At 63.1% G+C, this 14,133-nt stretch carries 17 protein-coding genes; 2 read left to right on the forward strand and 15 right to left on the reverse strand.

Annotated elements, in window-relative coordinates; genetic code table 11:
• Nucleotides 1-164: 164 nt before the first annotated feature.
• The 4 genes from phnE to ACIQUI_RS10945 are packed head-to-tail and all read right to left on the reverse strand — an operon-like array spanning nucleotide 165 to nucleotide 3,410.
• Entirely contained in the window at nucleotides 165-932 is a 768-nt protein-coding gene (gene phnE, locus ACIQUI_RS10930; protein ID WP_403198111.1) for a phosphonate ABC transporter, permease protein PhnE, read from the reverse strand.
• Nucleotides 929-1,756, reverse strand: coding sequence for a PhnE/PtxC family ABC transporter permease (locus ACIQUI_RS10935; protein WP_403198114.1), 828 nt, complete (start codon nucleotides 1,754-1,756; stop codon nucleotides 929-931). The genes phnE and ACIQUI_RS10935 overlap by 4 nt, the downstream gene beginning before the upstream one ends.
• On the reverse strand, nucleotides 1,750-2,559 hold the full coding sequence (locus ACIQUI_RS10940) for a phosphonate ABC transporter ATP-binding protein (RefSeq protein WP_403198117.1): 810 nt from the start codon (nucleotides 2,557-2,559) through the stop codon (nucleotides 1,750-1,752). The genes ACIQUI_RS10935 and ACIQUI_RS10940 overlap by 7 nt, the downstream gene beginning before the upstream one ends.
• A complete protein-coding gene (locus ACIQUI_RS10945) occupies nucleotides 2,556-3,410 on the reverse strand; it encodes a putative selenate ABC transporter substrate-binding protein (protein ID WP_403198120.1) in 855 nt (284 codons plus the stop codon). The genes ACIQUI_RS10940 and ACIQUI_RS10945 overlap by 4 nt, the downstream gene beginning before the upstream one ends.
• Nucleotides 3,411-3,548: 138 nt before the next feature.
• Here ACIQUI_RS10945 and selD point away from each other — a divergent pair, with 138 nt between their 5' ends.
• Both selD and mnmH read left to right on the forward strand, forming a co-directional pair.
• Nucleotides 3,549-4,583 (forward strand): selenide, water dikinase SelD, encoded by a 1,035-nt coding sequence (gene selD / locus ACIQUI_RS10950; protein WP_403198123.1) that lies wholly within the window; start codon nucleotides 3,549-3,551, stop codon nucleotides 4,581-4,583.
• Nucleotides 4,583-5,695, forward strand: coding sequence for a tRNA 2-selenouridine(34) synthase MnmH (gene mnmH / locus ACIQUI_RS10955; protein WP_403198126.1), 1,113 nt, complete (start codon nucleotides 4,583-4,585; stop codon nucleotides 5,693-5,695). The genes selD and mnmH overlap by 1 nt, the downstream gene beginning before the upstream one ends.
• 435 nt (nucleotides 5,696-6,130) lie before the next feature.
• Here mnmH and ACIQUI_RS10960 read toward each other — a convergent pair whose 3' ends face one another.
• The 11 genes from ACIQUI_RS10960 to cyoC all read right to left on the reverse strand — a co-directional run bounded on the left by ACIQUI_RS10960 (nucleotide 6,131) and on the right by cyoC (nucleotide 14,133).
• Complete coding sequence (locus ACIQUI_RS10960; RefSeq protein ID WP_403198129.1) at nucleotides 6,131-6,517, reverse strand: lysozyme inhibitor LprI family protein; 387 nt, start codon at nucleotides 6,515-6,517, stop codon at nucleotides 6,131-6,133.
• Nucleotides 6,518-6,537: 20 nt separating this feature from the next.
• Complete coding sequence (locus ACIQUI_RS10965) at nucleotides 6,538-7,077, reverse strand: hypothetical protein (RefSeq protein ID WP_403198132.1); 540 nt, start codon at nucleotides 7,075-7,077, stop codon at nucleotides 6,538-6,540.
• Between the two features lie 12 nt (nucleotides 7,078-7,089).
• Entirely contained in the window at nucleotides 7,090-7,653 is a 564-nt protein-coding gene (locus ACIQUI_RS10970; protein WP_266028538.1) for a GNAT family N-acetyltransferase, read from the reverse strand.
• A gap of 449 nt (nucleotides 7,654-8,102) precedes the next feature.
• Nucleotides 8,103-8,354 carry a DUF3077 domain-containing protein gene (locus ACIQUI_RS10975; RefSeq protein WP_403198135.1) on the reverse strand — a complete coding sequence of 84 codons (252 nt, stop codon included), beginning with the start codon at nucleotides 8,352-8,354 and terminating at the stop codon, nucleotides 8,103-8,105.
• Nucleotides 8,351-8,572 (reverse strand): hypothetical protein, encoded by a 222-nt coding sequence (locus ACIQUI_RS10980; protein ID WP_403198137.1) that lies wholly within the window; start codon nucleotides 8,570-8,572, stop codon nucleotides 8,351-8,353. The genes ACIQUI_RS10975 and ACIQUI_RS10980 overlap by 4 nt, the downstream gene beginning before the upstream one ends.
• 318 nt (nucleotides 8,573-8,890) lie before the next feature.
• Nucleotides 8,891-9,274 carry a YkgJ family cysteine cluster protein gene (locus ACIQUI_RS10985; protein WP_201198567.1) on the reverse strand — a complete coding sequence of 128 codons (384 nt, stop codon included), beginning with the start codon at nucleotides 9,272-9,274 and terminating at the stop codon, nucleotides 8,891-8,893.
• Between the two features lie 129 nt (nucleotides 9,275-9,403).
• Nucleotides 9,404-10,531 carry a hypothetical protein gene (locus tag ACIQUI_RS10990; protein WP_403198141.1) on the reverse strand — a complete coding sequence of 376 codons (1,128 nt, stop codon included), beginning with the start codon at nucleotides 10,529-10,531 and terminating at the stop codon, nucleotides 9,404-9,406.
• Between the two features lie 199 nt (nucleotides 10,532-10,730).
• Nucleotides 10,731-11,939: an alanine transaminase gene (gene alaC / locus ACIQUI_RS10995; protein WP_201198563.1), complete on the reverse strand. Its 1,209-nt coding sequence runs from the start codon at nucleotides 11,937-11,939 to the stop codon at nucleotides 10,731-10,733.
• Between the two features lie 336 nt (nucleotides 11,940-12,275).
• Nucleotides 12,276-13,163, reverse strand: coding sequence for a heme o synthase (gene cyoE / locus ACIQUI_RS11000; RefSeq protein ID WP_014861450.1), 888 nt, complete (start codon nucleotides 13,161-13,163; stop codon nucleotides 12,276-12,278).
• Nucleotides 13,164-13,174: 11 nt separating this feature from the next.
• Entirely contained in the window at nucleotides 13,175-13,507 is a 333-nt protein-coding gene (gene cyoD, locus ACIQUI_RS11005) for a cytochrome o ubiquinol oxidase subunit IV (RefSeq protein ID WP_391124354.1), read from the reverse strand.
• Nucleotides 13,507-14,133, reverse strand: a complete 627-nt coding sequence (gene cyoC, locus ACIQUI_RS11010) for a cytochrome o ubiquinol oxidase subunit III (protein ID WP_403198145.1) — start codon at nucleotides 14,131-14,133, stop codon at nucleotides 13,507-13,509. The genes cyoD and cyoC overlap by 1 nt, the downstream gene beginning before the upstream one ends.

Consider the following 14,133-nt stretch of genomic DNA (forward strand, 5'->3'; position numbering starts at 1 on the left):
ATGCTTTTTCATGGTCTCGCCCTCGCTGCCGTTGGCTTCTTTGAACGCCACCGTGGCACTGTGATGCCTCGGCGGGGGCGAGTCCATCGATTACAGGGGGTCGCGATCTCTTGTAGGAGCGGCCTTGTGTCGCGAAAGGGCCGCAACGCGGCCCCGGCTATCGGTCAGGCCCGCACATAACGCTGGCGCAACACATCACTCAGCACATCCACCAGCAACACCAGCACCAGCATGCCGATGATCACTGTGCTGGCCTGGGCCTCCTGGAACAGGCTCAAGGTGGTATACAGCATCTGCCCCAACCCACCAGCCCCGACAAACCCCAGCACGCTGGCCATGCGGATGTTGTTCTCCCAGCGGTACAAGCTGTAGGCCAGCAACTGCGGCCACAGGTTGGGCAAGGTACCGAAGCAGAACGCCGCCACCTGGCTACCCCCCTGCAAGCGGATCGCCGCAGCAGGCTCCGGTGGCGCGTTCTCCAGCGCCTCGGCAAACAGACGCCCCAGCACACCAGCGGTGTGCAGCGCCAAGGCCAAGGTACCGGCGTTCGGCCCAAGCCCGGCCGCCAGCACGGTCAACGCGGCCCACACCAGTTCGGGAATGGCCCGCAGGGCATTCAGCAGCAAGCGAGCGGCCCCCTGCAACGGCCAACCGAAACGGCCCGCCGCCGGCAGTGCCAGCAACATCCCCAGCACCATCGCCAACAAGGTGCCCAGCCCGGACATGGCCAGGGTCTCCAGCGCCCCGCGCCACACCGCCTTCAAGTGCCCGGCAGACAAGTCCGGATGCAGGAAGCGACCGGCATACTCGCCCATCTGCCCCAGCCCGCCGTTGCCTACCAGCGCGTGCATGTCCAGCTCCAGATAGGCGAACGACGCCACCACCGCCGCCACGATGGCGCCCAGCAACAACAGGTTGATTGCCCGGTTCATGCCAGCCTCCAGCGCAGCAGGCGGCTGAGCAGGTCGGCCAGAATCACCAGCAACAGGAAGGTCAGCAACATGCTCGCCACTTCAGCACCGGCAAACATGCGCATCGACAGGTCGATCTGCTGGCCCAGGCCGCCCGCGCCGACAAACCCCATTACCACCGAAGCCCGCACCGCGCATTCCCAGCGGTACACGGTGTACGACACCACCTCGGAGGCGGCATTGGGCAGGATGCCGTAGAGGAACGCCGCCAACCGGCCGCTGCCCGCCTGCAACAAGGCATGCACCGGGCGCTGGTCGACCGACTCGAAAATCTCCGCGTAGACCTTGCCCAGCATGCCGCTATAGGTGATGGCGATGGCCAACACACCCGCCGTCGGCCCCAGCCCCACAGCACGCACGAACAGCAACGCCCAGACGATTTCCGGCACGCTGCGCAGGAAAATCAGCAACCCGCGCACCGGCAGGCGCAACACGCGTGACCACAACCCGGCCCGCCCGCCCCGGGAGGCGGCACGTAACGACAAGGCACGACTGGCCAGCAGGCCGGCCGGAATCGCCAGCAACAAAGCCAGCGCCATGCCGGCAGTGGCCACGGCCAGGGTCTGCAAAGTGGCTTCGTACAACAGCGCAAGGAAATCGGCATCGTATGCCGGTGGCCAGAAGGCGCTGGTGAAACTGGCGATCTGCTGCCGGTTCTCGGCCTGCAGCAGCACCCCGGGGTTGAGTTCGCTCAACTGGATACCCGGCCACAGCACTGCCACGGCCAGCACGGTCAGCAGCAACCGCGGCAGTAACGCCGGGTCGCGGGTATCAGCACTCAGCATCGCGGAATCTGCACGGTCAGGGTTGGCCACTGGGTTGGCGGCGAAGCCAGTTGTTCGTTGGCGTACAGCGCATCCAGCATCGGCCTGGTCACCGCGCTGGCCGGGCTGTCGAACGCCACCTGCCCTTCGCGGACCCCGACCACACGCGGGAAATGCGCCAGCGCCAGCTCCACCGCATGCAGGCTGGCCACCAGGGTCACGCAGTTGGCCTGGGCATGGCGGTTGAGCAAGGCCAGGCTGTGGTCGGCCAGCACCGGGTCCATGGCTGACACCGGTTCGTCGGTCAGCAGCAGCTGCGGTTGTTGATACAACGCACGGGCAATGCCCACCCGCTGCAACTGGCCACCGGACAATTGCCCACACTGCACGAACAGCTTGTCGGCCAGGCCCAGCTCGGCCAATACCTGGCGCGCGCCTGCTACATCGCAGGGGTACAGCAGGTTGAGCAAACCGCGCAGCACACTCCACTGCCCCAGACGCCCGGCCAGCACCGCCGTGACCACCCGTTGGCGTGGCGGCAAGGGCGGCGCCTGATGCACCAGGCCAACGTGGGCACGCAGGCGTTGGCGCGCCCGGGCAGACAACGCCCAGGGCTGTTCACCCAGCAATTCCAGGCGCCCACTGCTGGGCTGGACTGCGCTGGCCATCAGGTGCAGCAAGCTGGACTTGCCCGCCCCCGACGGCCCGATGATGGCGACGCGTTCTCCCTGCCCGATGCGCAAGTTGACCGCGTCAAGCGCGCGCACCTGGCCATGGCGCAGGCTGGCGCCGTGCAGATGGATTGCCGCGTTCGAAGCAGTCACTTGAGCAGGCCGGCCTCGCGCGCAGCCTGTTCGGTGCCCACATAGTTCTCAGGCTTGGTCTCGATGAAACGGCTCGCGGCCTGCAGGTCAAGGATTGCCTTGTGCTCGGGGTTGGCCGGGTCGAGGTCGAGGAAGGCCTTTTTGATTTTCTCTTTCAGCGCCGGGGCCATGTTGCCGCGCACGGTCCAGTTGTAGTCGAAGTAAGTCGGGGTGGTGGCGAACACTTTCACCTTGGCGGTATCGACCTTGCCGGCATCCACCAGCTTCTGCCACACACTGGCGTTGAGCACGCCGCCATCGACTTTGCCCGCCTGCACCCAAGCCACGGTAGCGTCATGCGCGCCGGAGTAGGCCACGCGGCTGAAGTAGTCCTCAGGCTTGATATTGTCCTGCTTGAGCATGAAATAACGCGGCATCAGGCTGCCGGAAGTAGACGAAATGGAACCGAAGGCGAACGACTTGCCCTTGAGGTCGGCCAGGCTCTTCACCTCGGGGTTGGCAGTGATGAACTTGGAGGTGAACTGCGCGTCCTGCTCACGCTGTACCAGGGGCGTGGCGGTCGGGTCTTTCAGGTGCACCTGGACGAAAGTGAAGCCGCCCAGCCAGGCCAGGTCCAGCCGGTCGGCGGCCAGCGACTCGACCACGGCCGGGTAATCGGCCACCGGTACGAATTTCACCTCCATGCCCAATTGCCTGGCCAGGTACTCGCCCAACGGCTTGAACTTGCGCTGCAGTTCGGTTGGCGCCTCGTCGGGGATGGCGCTGACCCGCAGTGTTTCAGCGGCTTGGACGACAACGGCACAGCAGGACAGCACGAGGCCGGCGGCGAGCGCCAAGGGGCGTTTGAGCATGGGTGTTCTCCGGTTCAAGAGCGGGACAATGCCAACAAAACCGCCGACTGATCCGCCGACAACGGGAAGTATAAGAGGCACAGGCGCAATGGCCAGCTTTGCTACACTCGCGCAACAATTCGACCTGCCGAGGTGCGTATGAGCGAGCCGATCCGCCTGACCCAGTACAGCCACGGTGCCGGCTGTGGCTGCAAGATTTCCCCCAAGGTGCTGGACGTGATCCTCGCCGAAAGCGGTACCCAGGCCCTGGACCCGAAGCTGTGGGTCGGCAACGCCTCGCGTGACGATGCTGCCGTGTACGCGCTGGACGACGAGCGCGGCGTGGTCTCGACCACCGACTTCTTCATGCCGATCGTCGATGACCCGTACGACTTCGGCCGCATCGCCGCCACCAACGCCATCAGCGACATCTACGCCATGGGCGGCGACCCACTGATGGCCATCGCCATCCTCGGCTGGCCAGTCAACGTACTGCCACCGGAAGTCGCCCGCGAAGTGATCCGCGGTGGCCGCGCGGTGTGCGCCGAAGCCGGTATTCCACTGGCCGGCGGCCACTCCATCGACGCCCCCGAGCCAATCTTCGGCCTGGCCGTTACCGGTGTGGTCAGCAAGCGCCACCTCAAGCGCAACGACACTGCCAGCGCGGGCTGCCAGCTGTACCTGACCAAGCCACTGGGCATCGGCATCCTTACCACGGCCGAGAAAAAGGCCAAGCTGCGGGAACAGGACCAGGGCCTGGCCCGCGACTGGATGTGCACCCTCAACACCCCCGGCAGCCGCTTCGGCAAGCTCGACGGGGTCAAGGCCATGACCGACGTCACCGGTTTCGGCCTGCTCGGCCACCTGGTCGAATTGGCTGAAGGCAGCGGCCTTACCGCGCACCTTAACTACGCCGCCGTACCGCGCCTGCCCAGCGTCGACCACTACCTGGCCGAGGGCTGCATCCCGGGCGGCACCCTGCGCAACTTCGACAGCTACGGCCACAAGATTGGCGCCCTCAGCGACGAGCAGAAACACCTGCTGTGCGACCCGCAGACCAGCGGCGGCCTGTTGGTGGCAGTTGCTCCGGAGGGCGAAGCCGAGTTCCTTGCCGTGGCGGCCGAGCTGGGTCTGCAACTGGCGCCGATCGGTAAGCTGGTCGAGCGACAGAGCCACGCGGTCGAGGTGATCTGATGCGCCCCGACTGCACCGACTTTGGCCAACTGTTCCTCAATGATGTGCCGATGATGGACATGCGCGCGCCCGTCGAATTCGCCAAGGGCGCCTTCCCCGGCGTGGTCAACCTGCCGCTGATGAACGACCAGGAGCGGCAGAAGGTTGGCACTTGCTTCAAGCAACAGGGCCAGGCCGCCGCCATCGCCCTGGGCCACCAGCTGGTCAGCGGCGCCACCAAACAGGCTCGCTTGGAGGCCTGGGCGGCGTTCGCCCAGGCCCATCCTGAAGGCTACCTGTACTGCTTCCGTGGTGGCCTGCGCTCGCAGATCGTGCAGGGTTGGCTGCGTGATGAGGCGGGCATCCAGTACCCGCGCATCAAGGGTGGCTACAAGGCCATGCGTACCTTCCTGCTGGAGACTACCCAGCAGGCGGTAGAGCAATGCGATTTCGTGCTGGTGGGCGGCCTGACCGGCACCGGCAAGACCGATGTGCTGCACCAACTGGGCAATGTGCTGGACCTTGAGGGCCATGCCAACCATCGCGGTTCCAGCTTCGGCAAGCGCGCCACCGCGCAGCCGGCGCAGATCGACTTCGAAAACCAGTTGGCCATCGACGTGCTGAAGAAGCGCGCCCGTGGAGTCGAGCAGTTCGTGCTGGAAGATGAAGGCCGCATCGTTGGCAGCTGCACGGTGCCGCTGGAGCTGTACCAGGGCATGCAGCAGTACCCGCTGGTGTGGCTGGAGGACAGCTTTGCCAACCGTGTGGAGCGTATTCTGCGTGATTACGTGGTCAACCTGAGTGCCGAGTTCGTCAGCGTGCATGGCGAGGAAGACGGCCGCCGGTTGTTTGCCGAGCGCATGTTGCAAAGCATGGCCAACATCTACAAGCGTTTGGGCGGCGAGCGTTATCAGCGCTTGTCAGCGATTCTGCGCGAAGCTCTGGACGAGCAGCAGCGCAGCGGCGCGGTGGACCTGCACCGGGGCTGGATAGAAGGCTTGCTGAACGAGTACTACGACCCGATGTATGCCTACCAGCGCGACGCCAAGGCCGAACGCATCGAGTTTGCCGGCGATGCCGTGGAAGTGCGCGAATACCTCAAGGCCCGGGCGCTGCGCGAACCGCGCAAGTAAAACCCACAGGTATTGCATGAGCCTGAAGCCTGCACAGAACCTGTGGGAGCGGGCATGCCCGCGAAGAATCCAGCGCGGTGGATGGCACCGGCGTTGCCGGTGTTCGCGGGCACGCCCGCTCCCACAGGTACAGCGTGACCCCGAAGCCTGCACAGAACCTGTGGGAGCGGGTTCACCCGCGAAGAACCCAGCGCGGTGGATGGCACCGGCGTTGCCGGTGTTCGCGGGCACGCCCGCTCCCACAGGTACAGCGTAACCCCGAAGCCTGCACAGAACCTGTGGGAGCGGGCATGCCCGCGAAGAATCCAGCGCGGTGGATGGCACCGGCGTTGCCGGTGTTCGCGGGCACCCGCTCCCACAGGTACAGCGTAACCCCGAAGCCTGCGCAGCACCTGTGGGAGCGGGTTTACCCGCGAAGAGGCCAGTACAGACAACTCACTGCCCCGGGCTAAGCACCCGCTCCAGCTCCGCCGCGCGGTCGCGGGTCATGTCCATCAGACAGCTGCCACCTTCCAGCTGCGCCATGGTCCCGCCACTGGCCTGTACATGGAACTGGCAATTGCCATCGCGGTAGGCCAGCCACTTGCGCTGTACATCGCGCAGGCTCTTCTGCTGCCCGGCGTCCAGCCTGCCCATCAGTTGCTTGTACACCCGGTTCAAGCGCTGGTCCTGCACCTGCGTCTCGGCCCGGATGCACTCACTCATGGCCACGGTACTGGAAGCCTTGTCCATGCACTGGCCATAGGCCGGTGTGTAGTCGTCCGCCACCGCCATTGGCAGCACGCAGGCCAGTGCCAGGCCTGCCAGGTAATACTTGATCATGCGAATCCTCCTTGTGGATGTTACAGCGTCTGCGGCTGCTCAGGGGGCATCAGCACCTTGCCCGGCTCGAAGCGCAACGAGGGCATCTGCGTCGCCGTATACAAGGCCACGCCCAGTGCCGCAATCAACGCCACGTCCAGCCAGCTCCATCCCGGCATGTCGTCGGCGCTACGCGCCTTCCAGCAGTGCCACGCCTGGCCCATGCAGAACACCACCATTGCCGCCAGCCACAGGTAGAAGCCGGCACCGAAACCGGTCAAGTCGTGGAATTCATAAGTCTGGTTATCCGGCAAACGGGTGATGCCGAAGCTGCTGGCCGCCAGGTACGCCGCCGCCAACCCGGCCAACAATGCCAGCCGGCGAAAGCGCCGATGGGCAAGGATGGCCAGGGCCAGCAGCGGGCTGGCAAACCATTGGTGCAAACCGAAGGGCACGCCCCATGGCCCGTACAGCAACATCTGCAGGGCCGGCATGTGGCGATCGCCGCTCATCAGCGCGCCGTCGAAGAACAGGGCGAGCAGATACAGCAGCAGGCTGATGCTCAAGTAGAAAACAGGCAAGGGAGTCATTTCCTAGGCAACCGGGGGCTCTAGCAGAAGGCCATAGATACCCGAATCGGACAACTCGCCAGCGACGCACCAACGCGCCCGCAGGGTGCCTTCGAGCACGAAGCCCTGGCGCTCCAGGGTGCGTGCCGAGCCTTGGTTGCGCGGGTCGATTTCGCCTTCCAGGCGGCGCATGTGCAGGGTGTGGGCGAGGTAGTCGATGAAGCAGGTGAGCGCTTCGTCCATGTAGCCCCTGCCCTGCACGGCGCTGGCCAGGCAGTAGCCGATTTCGCCGCGGCGGGAAATGTCGTCGATATTGAACAGCTGGACCATGCCGATCAGCTCGCCGTTGTCGCGGCGGTACATGCCGAGCTTGAGCTGGTCGCCATTGGCATAGGCTTCGCGGTCGGCGGCCAGGGCGCTTTCGGCCTCGGCCAGGTCTTGCCAGGGGGCATGGTGCCAATAACGCATGACCTCGGGGTCGGCCATGATCGCCAGCCATTGCGCGGCATCGGCATGGCGCATGGGGCGCAAGTGCAGGCGCGGGCTGTCTAGGCAGAGGTCACTGGGGAAACTGCGGGGTGGGGTCACGCCGGATCTCCTGTCCATTGCTGGGGAGATGACAGTTTAACTTCAAGTGGGGTGGGTGGGGCAGGTCTTGGGGCGGGGTGCTTCTGAGAGGTGCCTGCCTTGGGCTTGGAGGTGGTGCTGAAATCGAGCGCCGCCCGCGCGGCGCTTCGCGGGACAAGCCCGCTCCCACATTTGTTGCAACGTGCCGAACCTGTCAGGCCATGGTTGTCAGCCTGGTTGCCCTGACTGGACTTCTCGACTGGCGCATCCGCTGCCCACCTGTCTTGAGACATGCACCCAGGCGGGCAACGCTGCTTCCACAGGCATGGCCACGTTGCAACAAATGTGGGAGCGGGCTTGTCCCGCGAAGCGCCGCGCGGGCGGCGCTCGATCTCACAGGCGCCGAACACATCAAGGCATGCACCTGTCAGCCGCTACTGGCCCGCCCGACAGGCTCATCGGACCAATACTCAATCCCCCCGATTCAACCCCACTTCCATATCATTGATCAGCGCCTTGGCCATGGCACTCAGAATCCGCGCTGCGCTGCCAGCGAGCTTGTCGCCCTCCATCTCGGCCTCTTCGTTCAGGTGCTTGATGCAACCGATCAGCACCGATAACTCATCAAATGCCAGATCGAGCGGCACGCCCGGCTCTACCCGGTACAGCTCGAGGAATTTCTCCACGCCGGCGGTGGTGCGGGATTTCAGGTGGTCGCTCATGCGTTGGCCTCCTGCGCTTTCATGTGGGCCAGCAGGGCTTGTAGCAGGTCGGTCTGGGCTGACATCGCTTCCAGCAGGCTGGAGCGCAGGGCTGGGGCTTCGGCGTCGAGGTATTGGAGGATGGTGCTGGAGAGGTGGTCCATGACCTGGGTGGCCTGGGACTTGGCGGCTTGGTAGGTGAGGTCGGTAATGGGTGGATCAGGTACGAAGCTAGTCATAGTCATCTCGGATGTAGTTTAAGAGGCAACCCCGACTTCGGGCTTCTCACACCCGGCCACCTAATATGGCGACGCAGGAACCTTATCTCCGGGATGTGTACTTGCCTATCAGACGCCATCCGACTGAGGTCGTAGGATAATTCCTAACCCCTGACAACCTGAAGCATTTGGTTTCAAGATTCAAAATCTTCTTGCAGCTGATGGCCCTATCGCCGGCAAGCCAGCTCCCACAAGGCCCCCACAGGACCTGAGCCTTGTGCAGTACCTGTGGGAGCTGGCTTGCCGGCGATAGGGCCAGTGCAGGCTAGCGAAAACGCTTCAGGCCACCTCAGCCCCATCATCCGGCCAATGCGGTTCATTGGCCCCCGGCGGAGTCAGCGGCGGCAGCCCATACGCCGCCCGCGCATCATCACAGCTGGGGTTATGCACCCCACCCTCCCACGAGGCATCAAACTCGCGGCACGGGCTGGAACGGTTGGCATAAATGGTACAAGCCACCTCTTTGCCGATCTCGCCCTCAAGGCTGACACAGCGGCAGGGCTTGGCATCGGTGCCGATCATGGCAACGCGGGTGGGGTTGATCTGTACCACCAGGTCGTCCGGTACAACGCCCCCGGCCGACTGGCATTCGCCCCAGAAGAAGGACACACGGAAGTACCCGCAGCAGGCGCCGCAGTCAAGGCAAGGGTTATATTCAGACATGATGCCACGGAGGGGAAAGGTTGTTGTTATCGGGGCTGAGCCCGCGGCGCCATTTTTAATCCAAGCAGGGGCGGCTGGATAGAGGGGCAATGCAAAAAAAATCGCCGCCGATCCGGCCGCCTGCTACGCCTAGCAGATCGCTTTGTAAGTAGTGGCATCCCAACGCTGCAAGGCAAGGCCCGCGCTTGGGTCGTAATCATCGCCCTGCACCTTGCTGAACTGGGTGCGAGCTGAGCCGCAATGCACCAGACGGTCGTTTGCTTCGCCCTCGGTGAGCACGGTGTAGGACTGGCTGCGCATGGCCTGATACTGCTTGTCGGCGGCCGCCATGGCTTGGTGGCACTTCATCAACTGAGCGTCATCCAGCGCTAGCCGCTTGTCCAGTTGCACGCCCCAGCGCGCCAGGCACACCTCGGCAAAATGGCGAACGATCAGCCCCGGTTCCGCCAGTACCTTGCCGTCACTGGCGCCATCCACTGAAGCATTGCCAACCAGCGTAGCATGTCGGCCTGGCATCGGGTAGATGCATATCCGCGTCTGTTGCGCGACGGCAGGGACCACGCAGGCAAACCCTTTGGAACGCTCATCTCGCGAGTAGAAGCCAACGTATTCCTTAACGTTATCAGCCAAGGCAACGCGCTCGGTTTGCACGTTGCCGACACCGGGCACAGGGTCGATGGCAAAGATGTTCACCGGTATGTTCCGCAATACCGGGTCTTGCGCCATGGCGTTGGCCAGCATGTGGCAGCTGATCCCTCCCCTGCTCCAGCCCACCAGGTTGACCTGGGTGGGCAGGCGCGGCTTGCGGAACATGCTGATTATGCGTTCCTGAAGTTCCTGCGGTGTTGGGGTGCGCTGACCATAGTCATAAGTGCGCCAGAACCAGGAGGCAGTGGAAGTGGCGTCCGGGATGGGCACGCCAGCGTCTTTCAGCCGCTGGTACTCATCCTCGCTGAGCTGGGTGCGCTGCCAGTTGCTTTCGCCTTTGATGACTTGCAGCACATGGTTGACGTTTTCTTCCCAGCCGCGCCCGAACAGCTGCCCGGTCCAGTTGAAGTAGCCGCCGGGTTCGACGAACAGGTTGTCATCCTGAAGGTTGCCGCTGCCGGGGCCGTCCACGGCGATCCAGTGGGCGAATTCGCGGCCCTGGTCGTTGCTGGCCAGGGTCGAGACCAGTTCGCCATTCCAGAAGTTGGGGTTGGCGTCGTCGAAGCGGTGCGAGCCGGTGCCGCAGAAATAGGCGGTGAAGACACTCATGGGGGATCTCTTTGGTGAGAAATGAGTGCTGAAGATAGATTGGCAGATCGGGGGGATTGCAGGCGGAAAGGTAGCCTTTGAGTCTGTCGGGGGCTGCTTTGCAGCCCTTTCGCGACACAAGACCGCTCCTACAGGGGATCGCGTACTCCTGTAGGAGCGGCCTTGTGTCGCGATGGGCCGCAAAGCGGCCCCAACGGCCTTACTTGCGGGCCAGGCCGTCAGCCCGGAACATCTGCCGAATGCCACGAATGGCCTGGCGTATGCGGTCCTGGTTCTCGATCAGGGCAAAGCGCACATGGTCATCGCCATAGTCACCAAAACCAATCCCCGGCGACACGCAAACCTTGGCCTCGGCCAGCAGCTTCTTGGAAAACTCCAGCGACCCCAGATGTGCATACTCCGGCGGGATCTTCGCCCACACGTACATCGACGCCTTGGGGTTCTCGACCATCCAGCCCAGCTCGTGCAGGCCTTTCACCAACAGGTTGCGGCGCTGGCGATATTGCTCGGCAATGTCGCGCACGCACTGCTGGTCGCCTTCCAGCGCAGCAATGGCCGCAACCTGCAGCGGCGTGAAGGTGCCGTAGTCGTGGTAGCTCTTGATTCGCGCCAGGGCGCTGACCAGCTCGGGGTTGCCGACCATGAAGCCGATCCGCCAGCCGGCCATGTTGTAGCTCTTGGACAGGGTGAAGAACTCCACCGCAATGTCCTTGGCGCCCGGCACCTGCATGATCGACGGGGCTTTCCAGCCATCGTAGACGATGTCGGCATAGGCCAGGTCGTGAATCACCAGCACGCCGTACTGCTTGGCCAGCGCCACCACGCGCTCGAAGAAGTCCAGCTCCACGCACTGCGCGGTAGGGTTGGACGGGAAGCCGAGGATCATCATCTTCGGCTTGGGGATCGACTCGCGAATGGCGCGCTCAAGCTCGTTGAAGAAGTCCACACCCGGCACCAGCGGCACGGAACGCACCTGGGCACCGGCAATCACCGCACCGTAGATATGGATCGGGTAGCTGGGGTTGGGTACCAGCACCGTGTCGCCCTGGTCGAGGGTGGCCAGCATCAGGTGGGCCAGGCCTTCTTTGGAGCCGATGGTAACGATGGCTTCGCTTTCAGGGTCGATGTCGACCTCGTAGCGTTCCTTGTACCAGTTGGAAATGGCCCGGCGCAGGCGCGGGATGCCGCGCGAGGTGGAATAGCCGTGGGTGTCTTCACGCTGGGCGACCTGCACCAGCTTCTCGACGATGTGCGGCGGAGTGGCGCCGTCGGGGTTGCCCATGCTCAGGTCGATGATGTCCTCACCACGGCGGCGGGCTGCCATCTTGAGCTCGGCAGTGATGTTGAAGACGTAAGGGGGGAGACGATCGATGCGCGCAAAGCGGCGCGGCGAACCTGGGTTGGCCATGGCTTCCTCTGAGTACGTAAGCGCCCGGAACCGTCCGAGCGACGTTGGCCGATGTGGCGGCCTGGATCAGAAGATAGTGCTGAAACAGGATAGCTGTAAAGGACAATTTCCTGTTTTGTAAGATTTTTTCAGATGTATTTTTTGAAAATCTGGGATTTATGTTTTCCCGTGCCGGCCTCTTCGCGGGCTTGCCCGCTCCCACAGGGTTAACCACAGCCCTTAGGCTTGCGCGGTACCTGTGGGAGCGGGCAAGCCCGCGAAAGGGCCGGCACAGGAAAAACCCCATAAAAAAACCCCGGCACACTGGCCGGGGTTTTCGTGAAACAGGCAGCAATTTCAGCGTGCGTAGGTCATCAGCACGTCCGCAGCAGTCTGGCTGTCCACACCCATCATCACGCTCAGGGCAGTGACGGTGAGGATGGAGAAGCCGAACACCTTGCGCGCCCACTTGCTGTCATCCTCGGCCTTGTAGCCACCCCAGGCCATGTACAGCCAGTACAGGCCCATGGCAGCCGCCACGGCAAGGTAGCCGAGGCCGGCGTAACCGCCGAGGGTAAGCATCAAGGTGGCGAGCACGAAGGCCAGCACGTACAGCACAATCTGCTTCTTCGCCGCGAGAACACCACGCGCCACCGGCAGGACCGGAATGTTGGCAGCGCTGTAATCCTTGAAGCGGAAGATGGCGATGGCAAAGCTGTGCGGCATCTGCCACAGGCTGAACATCACCAGCAGGGTCACTGCAGCCAGGTCGAAGCTGTTGCTCACGGCGCAGTAGCCGATCACCGGAGGCATGGCACCAGACAGGCTGCCGACCAAGGTGCCGTGCACCGATTTACGCTTCAGCCACAGGCTGTAGAAACCGACGTAGACAACAAAGCCAATCAGCGCGCAGAACGCCGACAGTGGGTTGGCCTGGACATACAGCAGGCTGAAACCCGCCACCCCGAGCAGGGTGGCGTAGATCAGCGCGAGGGGCAGCGACATGCCGCCCTGCACCATGACGCGGTTCTTGGTGCGCTCCATCTTGTGGTCGATGTCACGGTCGATGCAGTTGTTGAACACGCATCCGGACGCAACCACCAGCGAAGTACCGATCACCACCGCCAGGAACAAGGCGAAATCCACATGGCCCTTCGAGGCAAGGAAGAAACCGCCTGCCACGGAAAGCACGTTACCGAAAATGATCCCCGGTTTGGTGATTTGGATAAAGTGCTTAACGGACATGCAGTCTTACCTCACTTGGCCATCATTTCGATGTGGATGTTGAACATGATCCACAGCGACAGGCCGACCAGCAGTGCAATTACCAGTACGGTGAACAGGAACGTCGACACGTTGTTGCGTTGCTCTTTCGAGCGATCCATGTGCAGGAAGTAAACCAGGTGAACAACAACCTGGATCACGGCCATGGCAACAATGATCAGAACGGTCAGGTTCTTCGGCAAGCTGGCAGTCATTGCCAGGGCAAACGGGATCGCGGTCAGGATGATCGACAGGACAAAGCCGATCATGTACGACTTGACGCTACCGTGATTACCTTCGTGATGAGTGTCGTGTGCGTTAGCCATTACAGAACCCCCAGCAGGTAAACGACGGTGAATACGCAGATCCAGACCACGTCCAGGAAGTGCCAGAACAGGCTCAGGCAGCTCATGCGGGTCTTGGCGGTCGGCGTGATGCCGTGCTTGTTGATCTGGTACATCATGATTGCCATCCAGATCAGGCCGGCAGTCACGTGCAGGCCGTGGGTGCCTACCAGGGCGAAGAACGCCGACAGGAAGCCACTGCGCTGCGGGCCGAAGCCCTCGCCGATCAGGTGATGGAATTCATAGATTTCCATCGCGATGAAGCCAGCACCGAACAGGAAGGTCACAGCCAACCAGCCCAGTACGCCCGCTTTCTTGCCATCGAACATCTTCAGCATGGCGAAGCCGAAGGTGATCGAGGACAGCAGCAGGAACAGCGTTTCAACAGCTACGAAGTCGAGCTGGAAGATGTCGTGACCCGACGGGCCGCCGGCAAAACTGCCGGACAGCACCGCGTAGGTGGCGAAGAGCGACGCAAACAGGATGCAGTCGGTCATCAGGTACAGCCAGAAGCCCAGTACGGTCATCTGGCCCGAGTCGTGGTGGTGGTCGTCATGCCCATGGTCGTGACCATGAGCAGCGCCGCCGTGCATTACTTGACTGGACAT

This window comes from Pseudomonas sp. NPDC090592 (assembly GCF_044769185.1).
Taxonomy (GTDB): domain Bacteria; phylum Pseudomonadota; class Gammaproteobacteria; order Pseudomonadales; family Pseudomonadaceae; genus Aquipseudomonas.